Origin of the sequence: Pseudomonas algeriensis (genome assembly GCF_048847255.1) — a bacterium.
In the GTDB taxonomy this organism is placed as follows: domain Bacteria; phylum Pseudomonadota; class Gammaproteobacteria; order Pseudomonadales; family Pseudomonadaceae; genus Aquipseudomonas.
This window is the reverse complement of record NZ_JBKKRK010000021.1, coordinates 86,563-103,249: the sequence shown is the minus strand read 5'-3', so window position 1 is coordinate 103,249 and position 16,687 is coordinate 86,563. Positions and strand designations below refer to the sequence as shown.

Sequence of the window (16,687 nt, the reverse complement as noted above, 5' to 3'; positions counted from 1 at the left end):
ACCGTCCCGGCCCGACCACCCTCAAGGGCAACCGTCTACTGATGGAGGGCGATCGTCACTATGACTACGACGCCTACGGCAACCTGGTCCGCGAACGCCGCGGCCATGCCCAGTGCCTCGTCACGCAATACCGCTACGACAGCCAACATCGGCTCATCGGCGTCACCACCCCCGACGGCAGCGAAACCTCCTACCGCTACGACGCCTTCGGCCGACGGATCGAAAAGACCGTGGACGGCCTCACCACGGAATTCATCTGGCAGGGCGACCAGGTCATCGCTGAAAGCAGCGACCGTCACTACCAGAGCTACGTCTATGAGCCCGGCACCTTCCGCCCCCTGGCCCTGCTGGAAGGCGCAGGCCCGGAAAAAGCCACGCCGTTCTACTACCACCTCGACCACCTCGGCACCCCTCAGGAACTGACCAGCCACCAAGGCGAAGTCGTCTGGGCCGCGCGCTACAACGGCTACGGCAAACTCACCGAACTGCGCCACGGCGACGGCAAACGACTGGAACAACCGCTGCGCTTTCAGGGGCAATACCACGACCGGGAAAGCGGCCTGCATTACAACCGGCACCGGTACTACAATCCGGAGACGGGGCGGTATTTGACGCTGGATCCGAGCAAGCTGGCGGGTGGGTTGAATGGGTACCGGTACACCCTGAACCCGACGGGGTGGGTGGATCCGTTGGGGTTGGAGGGTTGTCCGGGAGCGGATAAATGCTCACCTGTTCCAGGTGCTGACACACCGGAAAAAAAGGTACGAGTAGATGAAGGTGATGTAACCCCTCCCACGGCGAGATCGGTAAATTGGAAAGGATTCTCATCTGGAAAGCTTCAACCTCACTACCAGAAACATGTAATCGAACAGAAAGAATTCGGCGATATATCGCAGACGGAGTATCTAAAACAAGCCAAAGACTTCTCCAAGGAAACGGGCGATTTTAATGAAGTCAACGCAGGGAACTTCGTTATCAAACACGACCCTGCCACAGGAAGAATTTTTGTCGGCCATCTAAAATCAAGGGAAATCCGAACGTTTTACAGGGATGACGGAAGAAGTAATGATGCATTTCAATCAGCCATAGATTTAGCAAAAGGTCTTATCAAGTGAAAAAAATTACGCGAGTGGCAGCGATAGAAACCTTAACGGAACACTCCTTAAAATTACTCTCACCTGAAGACCTAGAATCATTCTTACTAAATTGGTGGACACTTGACGAGTACGACACCACTTTCTCCAGTCTATCGACAAAACTACAACAGTTAATTCTAAACCACGAAGAACCACCAAAAGACATCGAGCGCTCTTTAGCCGACGAGTTAATACTAGCTGGACTAGCATCAAGCTATAAAGGGATAACAAATGAATACCTGACCGACCAGCTAATCGAGCTTGGATATAATACTTACGAAATTGAGGGTGACGTTGAGTTTCTGAGCGTGTGCCCGTGCTGCGAGCATCGCACCCTTTCAACGATCTCAAATTATGAAATATGCGATTTATGCAAATGGGAAGACGACGGCACAACCGTGCCTGAATCTTATAGCCATCCGAACCAGATGACTCTCAGTGATGCAAAGAAAGAGTTTGGCAAAAAATCTGAAAACCTGCCTTTAAACAAATGGATTAGAGCTTCCTAGAAGAGCGGCCAAACTAAGGAAAAATAAGATGAAGTACGGCGCACTGTCACGCTTAACCCTCAGACAGGAGCGAAATATCACAAATTATCTGCATCGATGCCGAAGAAGCGCTCTACCGACTAAGCGCCGATCCATGCAGTACCAAAAAAATCGATTAAATAAAAGCGCCATGATATGACCATCCACGCAAAAGAAAAACCAGGCACTTTGCAGCCAACGCTTACCGGAACAAAACCAAGCTTCTACATAGTCTCCACAAACAAATTAACCGTGATGTACTGGCTCACGTTCGAGCTCTATCTTTTTTATTGGGTATACAAGAACTGGAAAACATACCAAGCCGCAACCAACACATTAGCCCTCCCTCTGATCCGCACTGTGCTGGGATTATTTTTTATACACGCCTTGTTCATAAAAATTGAACAACAGCTAAAAAAGCACGAAAAACCATATAAATGGAGCCCACGACTACTCGCAAGCGGACTGGTATTTTCGTGTACCTTAACGATTTATCCCTTCCTGGCACCCTATGGTGCCGGCGCACAATATTTATTCCCGCTAGTAGCGGCCATTTTAAATTTTTACTGCTTATTAAAAGCACAAACAGCAATAAACCATCTGGAAAATGACCCGGAGGGATCACAAAATTCCAACATAACCATACCCAATTGCGTATGGATTGCGTCATTAGGATTCGGACTAGTACTCTGGATCATAATAAAAACCTATTTTTTTTGGTGGTATTTTCCACGCATCCTTTATCTGACCAGATGGGAATTTTTACAACTTAGCTTCTAAATTTATATTGACTGCCTTTATCTATACTGCAAGCGAGCGCCTACTTTATATTCCTTAACAGGTATGAGATGGACGTAAAAAGGCCTTGCGAAGCAAGACCTTTTTATTCCAAAGATAGTCTCTTACGCTCTACCTCACCTCAACAATATCCAACGCCCGATTCGCCAACAATTCACTCACCTCAATCACCTGCAAAATCCCCAACGCAACATGTCGCCTTGACCCATCCAGATCAAACGCCAAATCGCTGATCATTGCATTAGCCGAAGCCAAGTTCTCACTCAGATTCGCAAGCAAACACTCAGAATCGACATCAGGATCAATACGAAAAATGGAGTCAGTCTTGTCAGACGTTTCTCCCTTAGACTTGGGCTTCAGGTAGTAATCCAACGCCCGCGTAGCAGCGTCGTCGATTTTCTTGTTGCGAGCGGACTGGGCGCGGGAGACGTGCTCGTCTGCGTTTGGAGGATTGGGAGTAACTTTTGCCATTATCTTGCTTCCTGTTTTTGGAGCTATCACCCACTCGCTGCTAAACGAGGGAGGCAGCCGTACGCAGGTTAGCAGACCGGGGAAACAAGAAACCGGCGCGTCCGGGGACGCCCTGCGCACAGCCACCATCAAGTGCAGGATGAAGAACTCCTGACTGGATGACGCCTTGCACAACCTGTTTCACCACGAGCTGCTAAACCCGATCACTGATGAGCAGTGACGGAATTCAAGCTACCGACATGGCCCCAGGCGCACAAGCTGGCGGATTCTGGCGTAGTTGTAGGCAAAGGCGCAAGGCGGTGTCGGCAAGCTGTCTAACATGCGGATTGTGGAGATGGCGTCAGGTCAGTTGGGTCACTTTCAGCTGACACACCGCCTTCGCGAGCAGGCTCGCTCCCACAAGGGACCACCTAAAGGCCAGAGCCGCGCTTCGAACCGGCCATTGAACCAAAGAACAGAAAAACGGAACCCAATCCCAGCGGCCCCGCTCAATTTTAAAGAGACCAACCCAAGACGGAGCCCCGCCGCCATGAACAACCCAACCCTCACCTTCGCCCAACTCCACCCCGGCGACCGCTTCACCTTGCCCGCCGATCACCGCCTATTCACCAAGCTCACCGACAGCACCGCCCGTGAGCACAGCGTGCACTCGATCAATCTGAAGGAAGAAGGCTACGGCTACGCAGAAGACCCAATAAAACCCCTGCCCGAGGAAGCGCCGGTCGAGTACGTCCCGGTAGGTGGCCCGCTGCGGGCTGGAGGCTAGCGCTCAATCGACATTACAAACACCGCACCATCAGCCACTGCTCCTTGCCCCAAGCCTCGAAGCGCTCCAGCACTTCCCAACCAAGCTTGGCGTAGTAATCCCGTTCACTGTGGGTGTGCAGGAACAACGTCGTAAAACCTGCTTCTTTGCCATGGTTGCAGATGCCCTCGATCAATTGCGCGGCCAACCCCCTGCGTCGGGCATCCGGGTGGACGAATACGCAGGCCAACCACGGGCCGAGCTCGGGGTGGTCGGGCAGGTCGTCATGTGCCAGCGAGGCACCGCCCAGCAGTTGGTCATGTTCCATGGCGATCAGGCATTTCCAGCGGCCATCGCGCTGGCCTGCCGAGAATTCCTCCTGCCAGTGGCCCAATGATTGGTGGGCGAATTCATAGGTAAATTCTCGATACAGCCATTCGGCCATCAGGTTGCATTTATCCATGTGGTTGAGGAGCCAATCCACCTGCAGCATCTTAACCATCCTTCTGTAGTCTTTTTCCACCGCGTATACGGCGCAGATGCCTACCCGCGCTCATTCCCAGCAAATACCCACCTGCAAGGCCTCAACCTATCGTAATCTCGCAGCTGAACAAGCCCAGCCCCGAATCCGGCCGAGATCTCATTTCACATGCCTTCCATTTATCAGCTCAAGCCTGCCTTCCAAAACCTGCTTCGTCCCACCGTACAACGCCTTTACGACAAAGGCATCACCGCCAACCAGGTGACCTTGCTCGCCGGCTTCGTTTCCGTGCTGGTGGGGGCGGTGATTGCATGGTTCGCCAGCCATCCGTGGGTTTTCGTCCTGGTGCCGGTGTGGATGTTCCTGCGCATGGCGTTGAATGCGGTGGATGGCATGCTTGCGCGGGAGTTCGGCCAGCAATCGAATCTGGGCGCCTACCTCAATGAGCTATGCGATATCATCGCCGACGCGGCCTTGATCCTGCCTTTTGCCCTGTTTCCCGATACCAGCCTGTTGCTCGTGTTGTTGGTCACGCTGTTGGCGTTGTTCAGCGAATACGCTGGCGTGCTGGGCGCGATGGTCGGGGCTTCGCGGCGCTATGACGGGCCGATGGGCAAGAGTGACCGCGCGTTTGTGTTTGGCGTGCTGGCGACCGGTATTGCCCTGGGTTGGCTCGGGGCGCTGTGGGTTGATGGTGTGATGGCGGTGGTTGCCGCCCTGCTGGTTTATACCTTGGTCAACCGGGTCCGCCATGGCCTGAGCCAGGTGTCGGAAAACGCTCCCTCAGCATAAGGAAATTGCAATGCGTGAAGCCCAGGAACTGACGTTCACCACCCACGACGGCGTGGAGTTGTTCTACCGGCACTGGCCGGCTGTCGAGGCCACGGCGGGTGAACCCCGTCAGGCTGTGTTGTTGTTTCACCGCGGTCATGAACACTCGGGGCGCATCGCGCACCTTGTGGATGAGCTGGATCTGCCCGGGTTCGAATTTTTCGCCTGGGACGCACGTGGCCACGGCCAGTCGCCGGGCGAGCGCGGCGACAGCCCTAGCTTTGCTACCAGCGCCCGTGACGTGCAGACTTTTTGCGATCACATCGGCGCCACGCACCAGATCGACGAACAGAACATCGCCGTGGTCGCGCAAAGCGTCGGCGCGGTGATCGCGTCTACCTGGGTCCACGACTACGCGCCGCGCATTCGCTCGCTGGTGCTGGCGTCGCCAGCCTTCAAGGTCAAGCTCTACGTACCGTTCGCCCGTCCGGGCCTGGCGCTGATGCGCAAGTTCCGTGGCAACTTCTTCGTCAACAGCTACGTCAAGGCCAAGTTCCTCAGCCATGACCCGGAGCGGGTGGCGTCCTACGACAGCGATCCGTTGATCACCAAGGCCATTTCGGTGAACGTGCTGCTGGGCCTGTACGAAGCGGCCGACCGGGTTGTAGCCGATGCCCAGGCGATCCAGGTACCGACGCAGCTGTTGATCTCCGGTTCCGACTTCGTGGTGCATCGCAAACCCCAGGAGCAGTTCTTCGAGCGGCTGGGCAGTCTGCACAAGGAAAAACACATCCTGCCGGGCTTCTTCCACGACACCCTCGGCGAGAAGAACCGTGCGCCAGCCATCGCCAGCGCTCGTCGTTTCATCCTGCAGAATTTTGCCCGCCCGCTGGAGCGCCCTTCCCTGCTGGACGCCGATCGCCTCGGCGTGACCTGCGCCGAAGCCGAAACCCTGGCGACGCCGCTGCCGCACAACTCGCTGCGTGATCTTTACTGGCGCATGACCCGCGCCAGCATGCGCTTTGGCAGCAAGCTGTCTGCCGGCGTGAAACTGGGCTTCGACACCGGTTTCGACTCTGGCAGCACCCTGGACTACGTCTACCGCAACCGCCCCACCGGCACGTCGGCGCTGGGCAAGATGATCGACCAGAACTACCTGAACTCCATCGGTTGGCGCGGTATTCGCCAGCGCAAGGTGCACGTCGAGGAGTTGCTGCGCCTGGCGATGGCCGAGTTGCGCGCCCAGGACCGCGAGGTGCGCATCGTCGACATCGCCGCCGGTCATGGCCGCTACATTCTGGAAGCGCTGCAAGGCGTCAGCCCGTTGCCGGAGTCGATCCTGCTGCGCGACTACAGCGACATCAACGTGCGCGACGGCAGTGCGCTGATCGTCGAGAAGGGCTTGGGCGACATCGCCCGATTCGTCAAGGGCGATGCCTTCGACCGCCAGGACCTGGCGGCGCTGGAGCCCAAGCCGACCCTCGCCGTGGTGTCCGGCCTGTACGAATTGTTCGCCGATAACCAGATGGTCGGCGGCTCCCTCGCGGGCCTGGCCGAAGCGGTGGAGCCCGGCGGTTTCCTGGTCTACACCGGTCAGCCGTGGCACCCGCAACTGGAACTGATCGCCCGCGCCCTGACCAGCCACCGCGCCGGCCAGGCCTGGGTGATGCGTCGGCGCACCCAGGCGGAAATGGATCAGTTGGTCGAGGCGGCGGGCTTTCGCAAGATCACCCTGCGTGTCGATGAGTGGGGCATTTTCAGCGTGTCGCTGGCGCAGCGGGTCCAGTAATGAGCGCCGTCATCGCTCCGGTCCGCGAACCCGCGCTGCTGAAACCGGCGGTGCTGTGGCTGCTGTTGCTGGCGCCTCTGTTCTTCACCACGTACGGCTTCGCCACCTGGGTCACGGCCCAGCGTGACGACGTCGGCAGCCTGGTGTTCGGCTGGGAAAGCCACATGCCGTTCATGGCCTGGACGATCGTGCCGTACTGGTCGATTGACCTGTTATACGGCCTATCACTGCTGTTGCCCAACAGCCGCGACGAACTCAAGCGCCACGCCTTGCGCCTGCTCACGGCCCAAGGAATTGCCGTCAGCTGCTTCCTCCTCTGGCCGCTGACTTTTACCTTCCCTCGGCCGGAAATGGACGGGGTGTTCGGCTGGATGTTCGACGTACTGGCCGGCTTCGATAAGCCGTTCAACCAGGCGCCGTCGCTGCACATCGCGCTGCTGGTGGTGCTCTGGGTCTGTTATGAGCGCCACCTGCAAGGCGTCTGGCGTTGGCTGATGCACGGTTGGTTCGCGTTGATCGGCGTGTCGGTGCTGACCACTTACCAACACCATTTCGTCGACGTGCCGACCGGCGCGCTGGCCGGGTGGTTGTGTGTCTGGTTGTGGCCGCTGGACCGGCCAAGTCCGCTGTTGAGTGCGCGCCTGGCGACCGATCCAGCCCGTCGACGCTTGGCCATGCGTTATGGCTTGGGCGCGGCGGCGGTGTTCATCCCGGCGTTTGCCTTCGGTGGCGCGTGGCTCTGGCTGATATGGCCGGCGGTGGCGCTGCTCATGGTGGCACTGAATTATCTGGTGTTCGGCGCGAGCGGGTTCCAGAAACGTGAAGACGGCCGGCTGAGCCCGGCGGTGCGCTGGTTGCTGGCGCCTTATCTGATGGCGGCGTGGATCAATTCCCGCCTGTGGACGCGCAAGCACCCGCAACCTGACCAGATCATGGATGACGTCTGGCTCGGGCGGATTCCTACGTCGACAGCGCTGAAGGACAGCCCGTTCAACGGGGTGCTCGACCTGTGCGCCGAGTTGTCCATGGACAGCACGGCAATCGCTTATCGCACCTTGCCTGTGCTCGACCTGACCGCACCGACCACCGAGCAATGCCTGGAGGCCGCGCAGAAAATCGAGCACCTGCGCCAACACGGGCCGGTGCTGGTCTGCTGCGCCTTGGGTTATTCGCGCAGCGCCACCGCCGTGGCGGCGTGGTTGCTAAGCACTGGCCGTGCTGCCAGCGTCGACGCAGCCATTGCGCAGATCCAGCGTGTGCGCCCGCGTGTCGTCCTGCACCCGGCCCATCGCCAGGCGTTGGGGCAAATATCCGCAGGGTTCGGGGAATGGTCATGAGCAGTGACATCGAACTGCACACCGTGGCGAGCTTGTTGCGCCGGGGTCATTCGCTGGATCAGCTTTCTACCGGCCTGACCCTGTTGGCGGCGCTGATCGGCCTGGGCCAATGGCTGGTGGGCAGCGTCGATCCGTGGCTGCTGTTGCTGAGCTTCGGCGTGTTCGTCCTCGGCATGCAGGAAAAATATCTGGCGTTTCGCGTGGCCTTTGATGCCGATCTGTTTCAAATCGTCGCGGATGCCGGCAAGCCACTGACCGAACGCACCCAAGCATTGGACGAGGCCCTCGCCAATCTCGGCCTGCAACCGGCCGAGCGTGGCGGGCGGTCGTGGCCCGAGCGCAGCCACGGCTCGATGCGCCTGCTTCGCCGCCAAGCCTGGCTGGTGTTTACGCAAGCTTTGTTGACGGTGAGCTTCGTCCTGGCGAGTCCCTGGCTGGTTTATTCGGGTCTGGGTGTTTAAGCAATTAATTGGAGATGAACGCCTTTGTGGCGAGGGGATTTATCCCCGCTGGGCTGCGAAGCAGCCCCCGAACCAGGCAACTCGGTGTGCCAGCAAAATTGAGCTAGCTGTTTTAGGGCCGCTTCGCAGCCCAACGGGGATAAATCCCCTCGCCACAGTGATTACTCATGTTTCTCAGGACAAGGAATCCTCATGTTCGAACCCGTGGTCGCCAATCTCATCACCTCCGCCGCGCGGATGGTCACCGGCGCTCGCAGCCTGTGGCTCGGCTGCGCGCCGACGCCGGTACAGCGGATCTATTTCGCCAACCACAGCAGCCACGGTGATTTCGTGTTGCTCTGGGCCTCGCTGCCACCGGCGCTACGCAAGCTCACCCGCCCGGTTGCCGGGGCCGATTACTGGCAAACCAGCCCGGTGCGCCGCTACATCATCAACCGGGTGTTCAATGGCGTGCTGGTGGATCGCGAGCGCAAGGACCCTGCCTACAATCCATTGCAGCCGATGCTCGACGCGCTGGAAAACGGCGACTCGTTGATCATCTTCCCCGAGGGCACGCGCAACCCGGACGAAGGCCTGCTGCCGTTCAAGAGCGGGATCTACCACTTGATGAAAAGCCACCCGGAGGTGGAGGTAATCCCGGTGTGGATCGCCAACCTCAACCGCGTCATGCCCAAGGGCCGCGTGCTGCCCTTGCCGCTGCTGTGCACCACCAGCTTCGGCGCGCCGCTGTGCATCGAGGAAGGCGAAAGCAAAGAGCAATTTCTAGAACGCAGCCGTGCCGCGCTGCTGGCACTGGCCCCGGAGCACGTCTGACATGGATCGATATACCTTGATGTTGTTTGGCGGGATCGGCGCGATTCTGCTGCTGGCTTCGTTGATCGGTTTCATTCTCAAGCTGCGGACCAAAGGCGCGCCGAACTCGGTCATCGAGAACCTCAACGCGCGGATCAACGCCTGGTGGATCATGGTGCTGGTGATCGGCATCGCGTTCTGGCTCGGCAACGCGGCGGTGATCCTGCTGTTCTACGCCGTGTCGTTCTATGCGTTGCGCGAATTCCTGACCCTGACGCCGACCCGGCGCAGTGACTATCCTGCCCTCGTGGCGGCGTTTTACCTGGCACTGCCGCTGCAATACCTGCTGATCTACTACGACTGGTACGGACTGTTCTCGATCTTCATTCCGGTGTACGTGTTCCTGCTGTTGCCGATCCTCGCGTCGCTGGGCGGCGACAGCACGCACTTCCTCGAACGCGCGTCGAAAGTGCAGTGGGGGTTGATGATCGCGGTGTTCTGCATTTCCTTCGTGCCCGCCCTGCTGACCTTGGACATTGCAGGTTTTGAAGGGCGCAACCTGTTGCTGATCGCCTACCTGGTGATCGTGGTGCAGCTCTCGGATGTGTTGCAGTACGTCTGCGGCAAGCTGTTCGGCAAGCATAAGATCGCGCCGAACCTGTCGCCGTCGAAGACCGTGGAAGGTTTTGTCGGCGGCATTTTCCTGGCCTCGCTGATCGGCGGCGCGCTGTGGTGGATCACGCCGTTCAACCCCTGGCAGTCATTCCTTATCGCTTTGCTGATCAACCTGCTTGGGTTTGCCGGCGGCATCGTCATGTCGGCCATCAAGCGCGACCGGGGCGTGAAGGATTGGGGCCACATGATCGAAGGCCACGGCGGCATGCTCGACCGCTTGGACTCGGTGTGCTTCGCCGCGCCGATCTTCTTTCATCTGGTTCGGTATTGGTGGACTTGAGATACCCCTGCCGTGGGGCCCCGGTTCCGTGGGGGTGGGGCGGTGGCCCCCGCTGGGCTGCGCAGCAGCCCCCAGATCTTAGGGCCGCTCCGCGCCCCAGCGGGAGCAAGCTCCCTCGCCACAAAAGCGGTCAGTGGTGCACATTCAATGCGCCAACATATTGTGATGCACGCTGTACATGATCCACAGCGACAGCCCCACCAGCAGCGCAATCACCACCGCTGAGAACGCCAGCGCCGTCAGGTTCCAGCGTTGCTGCGGTGAGAAGTTCAGGTGCAGGAAATACACCAGGTGGACGACGATCTGGATCACCGCGAATATCGCCACGATCCCGGCCGTCACGGGCTTGGGCAATGTGGGATACATCACCAGGGCGAAGGGGATGACGGTGAGGATGACCGACAGCACGAACCCGGTGAGGTAGGATTTTGCGCTGCCATGGCTGGCATCGACGCTGCTCTGATGACTGCTCATTACATCACTCCAAACAGATAGACCACGGTAAACACACAAATCCACACAACGTCGAGGAAGTGCCAGAACAGGCTCAGGCAGCCCATGCGGGTCGCGTTGACGGTGGTCAGGCCTTTGCGTTGAACCTGGAACATAACGACAGCCATCCACAACAGGCCGGTGGCGACGTGCAGGCCGTGAGTGCCCACCAGGGTGAAGAAGCCCGTGAGAAAGGCGCTGCGGTTCGGGCCATAGCCTTCGGCGATGAGTTTCTGGAACTCATGGATTTCCATGCCGATAAACGCAAGGCCGAGGAGGAACGTCACGCCGAGCCAGGCCAGCACCTTTTGCTTCTGGCCAGCGCTCAGCGCGAGCATGGCGAAACCGTAGGTGATGCTGCTGAACAGCAGGATGAAAGTTTCCGTAAGGACGTAGGGCAGTTCGAAAATGTCGGCGGCGCCAGGGCCACCGGCGACGCTTTGCCCCAGTACCGCATAGGTCGCAAACAGCGTTGCGAACAAGATGCAGTCGGTCATCAGGTAGATCCAGAACCCGAACAGGGTCATGGAGCTGGCGTCCGAGTGCCCGTGTTCGGATTCCGGCGCGGTGGCGTTGGGTTGAACGAGATTGGACATGATCAAGCCTCCGCCAACATCTTGATGCGTTGATTTTCGATGCGCGCCACCTCCTCGGCGGGCACGTAGTAATCGATGTCGTCATCGGCGCTGCGCCAGATCACGCCGCCGATGGTCGCGACCAACCCGACAATGGCCAGCCACCAGATATGCCACACCAGGGCAAAGCACATGATCAGGCTGAACAGGCTGATGACCAGCCCCATGGCGGTGTTTCGCGGCATGTGGATGGCTTGGAAGTCGGCTTCGATGGCAGTTTTCTGCCCACGCTCCTTAATGCCCCAATAGGCGTCGATGCCCTCCACCACCGGTTGCTGGGCGAAGTTATAGAACGGCGGCGGTGACGCCGTGGACCACTCCAGCGTGCGACCGTCCCATGGGTCGCCCGTCAGGTCGCGGTTCTGGTGGCGGTGGCGGATGCTGAAGTAGAACTGCAAGATCTGGCAGACCACGCCGCACAGGATGATGCCGACACCGATCAACTCCAGCTCCAGCCAGGGCCGCCACTGCGGAACATCAAAGTGGTTCAAACGCCGCGTCATGCCCATGAAGCCCAGGAAGTAGGACGGCATGAAGGCGAAGTAGAAGCCGACAATCCAGCACCAGAACGCCGCCCGTCCAAGGCCGTCATGGAGCTTGAAGCCGAATGCCTTGGGAAACCAATAGGTCAGGCCGCACAGGTAGCCAAACACGGCGCCACCGATGATCACGTTATGGAAGTGGGCGATCAGGAACAGGCTGTTGTGCAGCAGGAAATCAGCCCCGGGCACCGCCAGCAGCACGCCGGTCATGCCACCGATGCTGAACGTGACGATGAAGCCCACCGTCCACAGCATCGGCGTTTCAAAGCGAACTCGCCCGCGGTACATGGTGAACAGCCAGGTGAAAATCTTCACTCCCGTAGGCACGGCGATGATCATGGTCATGATGCCGAAGAAGGCGTTGACGTTCGCCCCCGAGCCCATCGTGAAGAAGTGGTGCACCCAGACGATGAACGACAGGATGGTGATAACGATTGTCGCCCACACCAGCGAGTGATAGCCGAACAGGCGCTTGCGGCTGAAGGTGGACGCCACCTCGGAAAAGATGCCGAACGCCGGCAGGATCAGGATGTACACCTCCGGGTGGCCCCAGGCCCAGATGAGGTTGACGTACATCATCGGGTTGCCGCCCAGCTCGTTGGTGAAAAAGTGCATGTCCAGGTAGCGGTCGAGGCTGAGCATGAACAGCGTCGCGGTAAGAATCGGGAACGATGCAAGAATCAACACCGCTGTGCAGAGCACCGTCCAGGTGAACACCGGCATGCGGAAAAGCGTCATACCCGGTGTACGCATTTTCAGGATCGTGACGAAGAAATTCACCCCGGTGAGCAACGTTCCGACCCCGGATATCTGTAATGACCAGATGTAATAGTCCACCCCGACCCCGGGGCTGTAGGAAAGCCCCGACAACGGCGGATAAGCGACCCAACCGGTGCGGGCGAACTCACCGACCGCCAGGGAAATGTTCACCAGCATCGCGCCGGCCACGAATAGCCAGAAGCTCAACGCGTTGAGGAACGGGAACGCCACGTCCCGGGCTCCGATCTGCAAGGGCACGACGATGTTCATCAACCCCACCACCAACGGCATCGCCATGAAGAAAATCATGATCACGCCATGGGCGGTGAAGATCTGGTCGTAGTGTTCCGGTGGCAGATAACCGGGCGAACCGTCGGACGCCATCGCCTGCTGCGTGCGCATCATGATCGCGTCGGAAAACCCGCGCAGCAGCATCACCAGGCCGACGACGATGTACATCACGCCGATGCGCTTGTGATCGACCGAGGTGAACCACTCTTTCCACAGGTACGTCCATTTGCGGCGGTAGGTGATGGCGCCGATGCCCGCCAAGGCGACCAGCCCCACCACCGCGAGGGTCCACATGATGATGGGCTCATCCGTCGGGATCGCCTCAAGGTTGAGTTTTCCAAACATGCTGTTCTACTCCAGGATCTTGTTACTGCCCTTGCGGGGCCCCGACGGGTGATTCGATGCTGCCTTGCATGTGCTCCATGCGATGCTCGACCTCACGGGATCGGTTCATGCCTTCGTACTTATCGATGATGCTCTGGAACAAGTCCGGCTGGACCGAGGCGTAGTGCTCCACCGGGTGCTTGACCGTGGGTCGGGCGAGTCGGGCGTAACTGTCCTTGTCCAACCGCCCTTGCCCTGCGCGGACGTCGGCGACCCACTTGTCGAAGCCCGCCGCATCGGTGGCCAGGGTTCGGAAGTGCATGTCGGAAAAACCCGGGCCGTTGTAGTTGGCGGCGATGCCCCGGTATTCCCCGGCCTCGTTGGCAATCAGGTGCAGTTGGGTCTGCATGCCGGCCATGGCGTAGATCTGCCCGCCCAGTGCCGGTATGAAAAACGAGGTCATGGCACCGTCGGACGTCACGCGAAAGTTCACCGGTGTGTCCAGCGGCATCGCCAACTCGTTGACCGTAGCGATCCCCAGTTCCGGATAGATGAAGACCCACTTCCAATCCGCCGCGATGACCTGCACCACCAGCGGCTTCACGTCCGAATCCAGCGGCCGGTAAGGGTCCAGCGCATGGGTGGACTTCCAGGTGACCACGCCCAGAATGATGATGATCACCAGCGGGACACCCCAGACCACCGTTTCGATCTTTCGCGAATGCGCCCACTCCGGCGTGTATTTCGCCTTTGTGTTGGAAGCGCGGTACTTCACCGAAAAGACGAACGCCATGACGATGACCGGCACCACCACCAGCAACATCAACAGCGTCGAGAGAATGATCAAGTTGCGTTGATCAACGCCGACCTGTCCCTTGGGATTGAACAACACCATGTCGCAACCGCCGAGCAACAGCATCCCGCCGACCAGCAACAACCTTGATAAGTAACAAGGCAGTCGAGTTCGCATGTCTTACGCTTCGCTTATTGAGTGTTTGCCAGTTGCTGCGCGATCTTGTCTTTGATCGACAGGCGCTGTTCCTTGAGCTTACGGATATCGTCACCCTCGACATTGCCCGCCGAAATCGATTCGGCCGCTAGCACTTGGTTATCCAAATCCGTGTATTCATCGAGCAGGCGATCAAGTTCCGGATCCTGCTGACGACGTTGTTGAACCGCCTCTTTGCTGCAATTCAAATCCTGATAAAGATCATGAGAAGCAGGCATGGCCTTCTCCTTTTAACGGTGTTGTTGGGGTACACGATTTTTAGAATTGGCCCCTTCGGCTAAGTTGAAAGAAACATCTGGAAACGGTGACGAACGGCATCGTGAACAAAAAAAAGCCCACGAGACGTGGGCAAAGGGAAGAGTCGTTTTGACTTGGATCGGGTCAGGAAGATTGTTTGCCGGTGGCCGACGGCATTGCATTGGAATCGACACGGACTGGGTGCTGCTGGACGGCCCGCTCCCATTCCTTGGCATCGTGACTGCAGAAAATTTCCACGTGCCCATCCTGGACCCGTGCCAGCTCCCGCAGCCGTTGCTGATTGCGCATCCGCGCCGAACGATAGGTGTCCATCATGTATTGATAAAACTTCAGCCCCGGCGGACAGCGACGCTCGGCTTGATGGACTTCATCGTGAAAAAAATAGGCATCGCCGGCGTGCAGCAACCAGCCGTCGGACGTGCGCACGGCAATGCCCGCGTGCCCGGCCGTGTGGCCTTGGAGCGGCACCAGGAAAATGTCCTCTTCTTCCGCGCCGATTAATGCGCGCACCGAGTCGAATCCGAACCAGGTGTCGCCATCCGGAGCATAAAACTCCCAGTTATCGACGCCCTGCCACTGACGCGCCTGGAACCGGCGTCGACTGATCCAAGTGTCGGCGGTGCGGGCCGCCGCCATTTCGTCGCGCATGACGTGAACCCGGGCCTGGGGAAAATCCTGCAGCCCGCCGGCGTGGTCGAAATCCAGATGGGTAACAAGAATGTGCCGCACGTCGTTGGCATCGAAGCCCAGGCGCCGCACTTGCTCCAATGCAGTGAGGCGATGCTCGAACTTGATGTTGTTGAACGCGCGGAAAAATCGACTCAGACGCTCGGGCGTCTGCACATCGCGCTGGCCGAAACCGGTGTCCACCAGTATCAGACCGTTGGTGTCGGTTTCAATCAACAGGCAATGACACACCAGGCACGCCGTCAGCCCCCGGCTGTAACCGTCGAACAGCTTTCCGCCCACCGGGCACATGCAACCGCAGTTGAGGTGGTGGATATGCATGGAGGCCTCCTGCACGAATGGCGCGTCGATTTCTGGTTATTTCCGGACTCTAAGAAATCGACAGGAAGGCGACAGGCTCAATTCCGCAAAGGCGACAGGCGGTGCCCATGCCTGGCCAAACCACAGATTGGGTGGGAGCGAGTCTGCTCGCGAAAGCGCTGGGTCAGCTTGCATTGATGTTGAATGTGCCCTCGTCTTCGCGAGCAGGCTCGCTCCCACAGGTATTTTGGTGTTTGAGCGCTCCCTCACCACAGGGATCACAGCCCACAGGTTTATGGGTAGCTGAAGCTCTTCACCAACGTCAGCTCCCCCACCGCCCGCATGGGCACCACGAAGGTTTCCATCTTCTCGCTCGGCGTGCCTTCTTCGGTGATGACGGTGACTTTCGCCGTGGTCAGGGCCTGTTGCGCCTGTTCGACTTGTTCGCCATCGCCTTCTTCATCCTCGTCACTGCGATAACCGCCGCCGTAGTAGTTCACATACACCAGGTATTGGCCTTTGATCGGCGCGGGCATGGCGAAGATTTCCGGGCCGTAGCCGGTGGTGACGTCGACGTCGAGGGCGGCGCCGTTGGCGACGGCGCGGTCGCCGTACCAGATGTGGGCGCCGTCGGGCGTAACCAGGTGCAGGTCCAGGTCGGTACCATCGCTGTCCCAGGTCAGCAATACCCGCAGCTTGGCCGGGGTCGCGCCGCCGCTGGTATTGAGGAATTGCGTGCGGTGGCGCTGCTGGCCATCGGCGCTGCGCACTTCCACGCTGTTGCTGCCGTTGGGGAACGAGAACGGCCGATCGAAGCGGCCTTCCTCATCAACCTTCAACGGCAGGCTCACACCGTTGACGATGAGTTGGCCTGGCTCATTGCTCTTCGGCGTGCCTTTGATCTGACCGCTGATGCGCGCCGTGTTCGCCTGGCCCTGGGGCGTGTTGACGGACGAGGCCGGGTAGTTGACGGTCTGGCCGAAGCTTTCGCCCTCGCCGCCCGGCGCGCCGCTGCGCCAGCCGCCGACTGGGGTTTCTAGCTTTATCGGGTCGGCGGCCATGGCCGATGGCAACGCAGCGAGGCCGCAAAGCAACAGCAAGACCTGTGGATAACGGAGTGTCATGGT

The 16,687-nt window shown here is 58.9% G+C and carries 19 protein-coding genes; 10 read left to right on the top strand and 9 right to left on the bottom strand.

Going from position 1 to position 16,687, the window contains the following annotated elements:
• The 3 genes from ACLK1G_RS23685 to ACLK1G_RS23675 all read left to right on the top strand — a co-directional run.
• Nucleotides 1-1,115: RHS repeat domain-containing protein (locus ACLK1G_RS23685; protein ID WP_420767582.1), on the top strand; the 1,115-nt coding region annotated here is incomplete at its 5' end.
• The gene (locus ACLK1G_RS23680; RefSeq protein ID WP_420767581.1) at nt 1,112-1,645 is read left to right on the top strand and encodes a CPCC family cysteine-rich protein; all 534 of its coding nucleotides are present in this window, start codon (nt 1,112-1,114) and stop codon (nt 1,643-1,645) included. The genes ACLK1G_RS23685 and ACLK1G_RS23680, both read left to right, overlap by 4 nt.
• Before the next feature lie 174 nt (nt 1,646-1,819).
• On the top strand, nt 1,820-2,443 hold the full coding sequence (locus tag ACLK1G_RS23675) for a hypothetical protein (protein WP_420767580.1): 624 nt from the start codon (nt 1,820-1,822) through the stop codon (nt 2,441-2,443).
• A 129-nt stretch (nt 2,444-2,572) separates the two neighbouring features.
• Here ACLK1G_RS23675 and ACLK1G_RS23670 read toward each other — a convergent pair whose 3' ends face one another.
• A complete protein-coding gene (locus ACLK1G_RS23670) occupies nt 2,573-2,932 on the bottom strand; it encodes a DUF6124 family protein (protein WP_420767579.1) in 360 nt (119 codons plus the stop codon).
• 529 nt (nt 2,933-3,461) lie between these two features.
• Here ACLK1G_RS23670 and ACLK1G_RS23665 point away from each other — a divergent pair.
• Nucleotides 3,462-3,698 (top strand): hypothetical protein, encoded by a 237-nt coding sequence (locus tag ACLK1G_RS23665; RefSeq protein ID WP_420767578.1) that lies wholly within the window; start codon nt 3,462-3,464, stop codon nt 3,696-3,698.
• Nucleotides 3,699-3,711: 13 nt separating this feature from the next.
• On the opposite strand, the gene ACLK1G_RS23660 is transcribed toward ACLK1G_RS23665, so the two are convergent.
• Nucleotides 3,712-4,170, bottom strand: coding sequence for a GNAT family N-acetyltransferase (locus tag ACLK1G_RS23660; protein ID WP_420767577.1), 459 nt, complete (start codon nt 4,168-4,170; stop codon nt 3,712-3,714).
• A gap of 156 nt (nt 4,171-4,326) precedes the next feature.
• On the opposite strand from ACLK1G_RS23660, the gene ACLK1G_RS23655 reads away from it, so the two are divergent.
• From ACLK1G_RS23655 to ACLK1G_RS23630, 6 genes are all read left to right on the top strand, one after another.
• Complete coding sequence (locus ACLK1G_RS23655) at nt 4,327-4,950, top strand: CDP-alcohol phosphatidyltransferase family protein (protein ID WP_420767576.1); 624 nt, start codon at nt 4,327-4,329, stop codon at nt 4,948-4,950.
• Between the two features lie 10 nt (nt 4,951-4,960).
• On the top strand, nt 4,961-6,718 hold the full coding sequence (locus tag ACLK1G_RS23650) for a bifunctional alpha/beta hydrolase/class I SAM-dependent methyltransferase (RefSeq protein ID WP_030140425.1): 1,758 nt from the start codon (nt 4,961-4,963) through the stop codon (nt 6,716-6,718).
• The gene (locus ACLK1G_RS23645) at nt 6,718-8,055 is read left to right on the top strand and encodes a phosphatase PAP2/dual specificity phosphatase family protein (protein WP_420767575.1); all 1,338 of its coding nucleotides are present in this window, start codon (nt 6,718-6,720) and stop codon (nt 8,053-8,055) included. Before ACLK1G_RS23650 ends, ACLK1G_RS23645 begins: the two co-directional genes overlap by 1 nt.
• The gene (locus ACLK1G_RS23640) at nt 8,052-8,516 is read left to right on the top strand and encodes a hypothetical protein (protein WP_420767574.1); all 465 of its coding nucleotides are present in this window, start codon (nt 8,052-8,054) and stop codon (nt 8,514-8,516) included. The genes ACLK1G_RS23645 and ACLK1G_RS23640 overlap by 4 nt, the downstream gene beginning before the upstream one ends.
• A gap of 192 nt (nt 8,517-8,708) precedes the next feature.
• Nucleotides 8,709-9,329: a lysophospholipid acyltransferase family protein gene (locus ACLK1G_RS23635; RefSeq protein ID WP_420767573.1), complete on the top strand. Its 621-nt coding sequence runs from the start codon at nt 8,709-8,711 to the stop codon at nt 9,327-9,329.
• A 1-nt stretch (nt 9,330) separates the two neighbouring features.
• The gene (locus ACLK1G_RS23630) at nt 9,331-10,263 is read left to right on the top strand and encodes a phosphatidate cytidylyltransferase (RefSeq protein ID WP_039594237.1); all 933 of its coding nucleotides are present in this window, start codon (nt 9,331-9,333) and stop codon (nt 10,261-10,263) included.
• Between the two features lie 144 nt (nt 10,264-10,407).
• Here the strand turns inward: ACLK1G_RS23630 and cyoD are convergent, their stop codons facing one another.
• The 7 genes from cyoD to ACLK1G_RS23595 all read right to left on the bottom strand — a co-directional run bounded on the left by cyoD (nt 10,408) and on the right by ACLK1G_RS23595 (nt 16,684).
• A complete protein-coding gene (gene cyoD / locus ACLK1G_RS23625; protein ID WP_420767572.1) occupies nt 10,408-10,737 on the bottom strand; it encodes a cytochrome o ubiquinol oxidase subunit IV in 330 nt (109 codons plus the stop codon).
• Nucleotides 10,737-11,351, bottom strand: coding sequence for a cytochrome o ubiquinol oxidase subunit III (gene cyoC / locus ACLK1G_RS23620; protein ID WP_420767571.1), 615 nt, complete (start codon nt 11,349-11,351; stop codon nt 10,737-10,739). The genes cyoD and cyoC overlap by 1 nt, the downstream gene beginning before the upstream one ends.
• A gap of 2 nt (nt 11,352-11,353) precedes the next feature.
• Complete coding sequence (gene cyoB, locus ACLK1G_RS23615; RefSeq protein ID WP_420767570.1) at nt 11,354-13,327, bottom strand: cytochrome o ubiquinol oxidase subunit I; 1,974 nt, start codon at nt 13,325-13,327, stop codon at nt 11,354-11,356.
• 22 nt (nt 13,328-13,349) lie between these two features.
• Nucleotides 13,350-14,276, bottom strand: a complete 927-nt coding sequence (gene cyoA, locus ACLK1G_RS23610; RefSeq protein ID WP_420767569.1) for a ubiquinol oxidase subunit II — start codon at nt 14,274-14,276, stop codon at nt 13,350-13,352.
• A gap of 14 nt (nt 14,277-14,290) precedes the next feature.
• Complete coding sequence (locus ACLK1G_RS23605) at nt 14,291-14,533, bottom strand: HP1242/YdcH family protein (protein ID WP_420767568.1); 243 nt, start codon at nt 14,531-14,533, stop codon at nt 14,291-14,293.
• 163 nt (nt 14,534-14,696) lie between these two features.
• Complete coding sequence (locus ACLK1G_RS23600; protein WP_420767567.1) at nt 14,697-15,581, bottom strand: MBL fold metallo-hydrolase; 885 nt, start codon at nt 15,579-15,581, stop codon at nt 14,697-14,699.
• Between the two features lie 272 nt (nt 15,582-15,853).
• Nucleotides 15,854-16,684 (bottom strand): YfaP family protein, encoded by an 831-nt coding sequence (locus tag ACLK1G_RS23595; protein WP_420767566.1) that lies wholly within the window; start codon nt 16,682-16,684, stop codon nt 15,854-15,856.
• Between the last annotated feature and the right edge of the window lie 3 nt (nt 16,685-16,687).

Coding starts and splice junctions, on each gene's coding strand:
- ACLK1G_RS23655 (WP_420767576.1), top strand. CDS start 4,327: ATGCCTTCCATTTATCAGCTCAAGCCTGCCTTCCAAAACCTGCTTCGT.
- ACLK1G_RS23630 (WP_039594237.1), top strand. CDS start 9,331: ATGGATCGATATACCTTGATGTTGTTTGGCGGGATCGGCGCGATTCTG.
- cyoA (WP_420767569.1), bottom strand. CDS start 14,276: ATGCGAACTCGACTGCCTTGTTACTTATCAAGGTTGTTGCTGGTCGGC.
- ACLK1G_RS23645 (WP_420767575.1), top strand. CDS start 6,718: ATGAGCGCCGTCATCGCTCCGGTCCGCGAACCCGCGCTGCTGAAACCG.
- cyoB (WP_420767570.1), bottom strand. CDS start 13,327: ATGTTTGGAAAACTCAACCTTGAGGCGATCCCGACGGATGAGCCCATC.
- ACLK1G_RS23605 (WP_420767568.1), bottom strand. CDS start 14,533: ATGCCTGCTTCTCATGATCTTTATCAGGATTTGAATTGCAGCAAAGAG.
- ACLK1G_RS23640 (WP_420767574.1), top strand. CDS start 8,052: ATGAGCAGTGACATCGAACTGCACACCGTGGCGAGCTTGTTGCGCCGG.
- ACLK1G_RS23670 (WP_420767579.1), bottom strand. CDS start 2,932: ATGGCAAAAGTTACTCCCAATCCTCCAAACGCAGACGAGCACGTCTCC.
- ACLK1G_RS23600 (WP_420767567.1), bottom strand. CDS start 15,581: ATGCATATCCACCACCTCAACTGCGGTTGCATGTGCCCGGTGGGCGGA.
- ACLK1G_RS23675 (WP_420767580.1), top strand. CDS start 1,820: ATGACCATCCACGCAAAAGAAAAACCAGGCACTTTGCAGCCAACGCTT.
- ACLK1G_RS23650 (WP_030140425.1), top strand. CDS start 4,961: ATGCGTGAAGCCCAGGAACTGACGTTCACCACCCACGACGGCGTGGAG.
- cyoD (WP_420767572.1), bottom strand. CDS start 10,737: ATGAGCAGTCATCAGAGCAGCGTCGATGCCAGCCATGGCAGCGCAAAA.
- cyoC (WP_420767571.1), bottom strand. CDS start 11,351: ATGTCCAATCTCGTTCAACCCAACGCCACCGCGCCGGAATCCGAACAC.
- ACLK1G_RS23665 (WP_420767578.1), top strand. CDS start 3,462: ATGAACAACCCAACCCTCACCTTCGCCCAACTCCACCCCGGCGACCGC.
- ACLK1G_RS23635 (WP_420767573.1), top strand. CDS start 8,709: ATGTTCGAACCCGTGGTCGCCAATCTCATCACCTCCGCCGCGCGGATG.
- ACLK1G_RS23595 (WP_420767566.1), bottom strand. CDS start 16,684: ATGACACTCCGTTATCCACAGGTCTTGCTGTTGCTTTGCGGCCTCGCT.
- ACLK1G_RS23660 (WP_420767577.1), bottom strand. CDS start 4,170: ATGCTGCAGGTGGATTGGCTCCTCAACCACATGGATAAATGCAACCTG.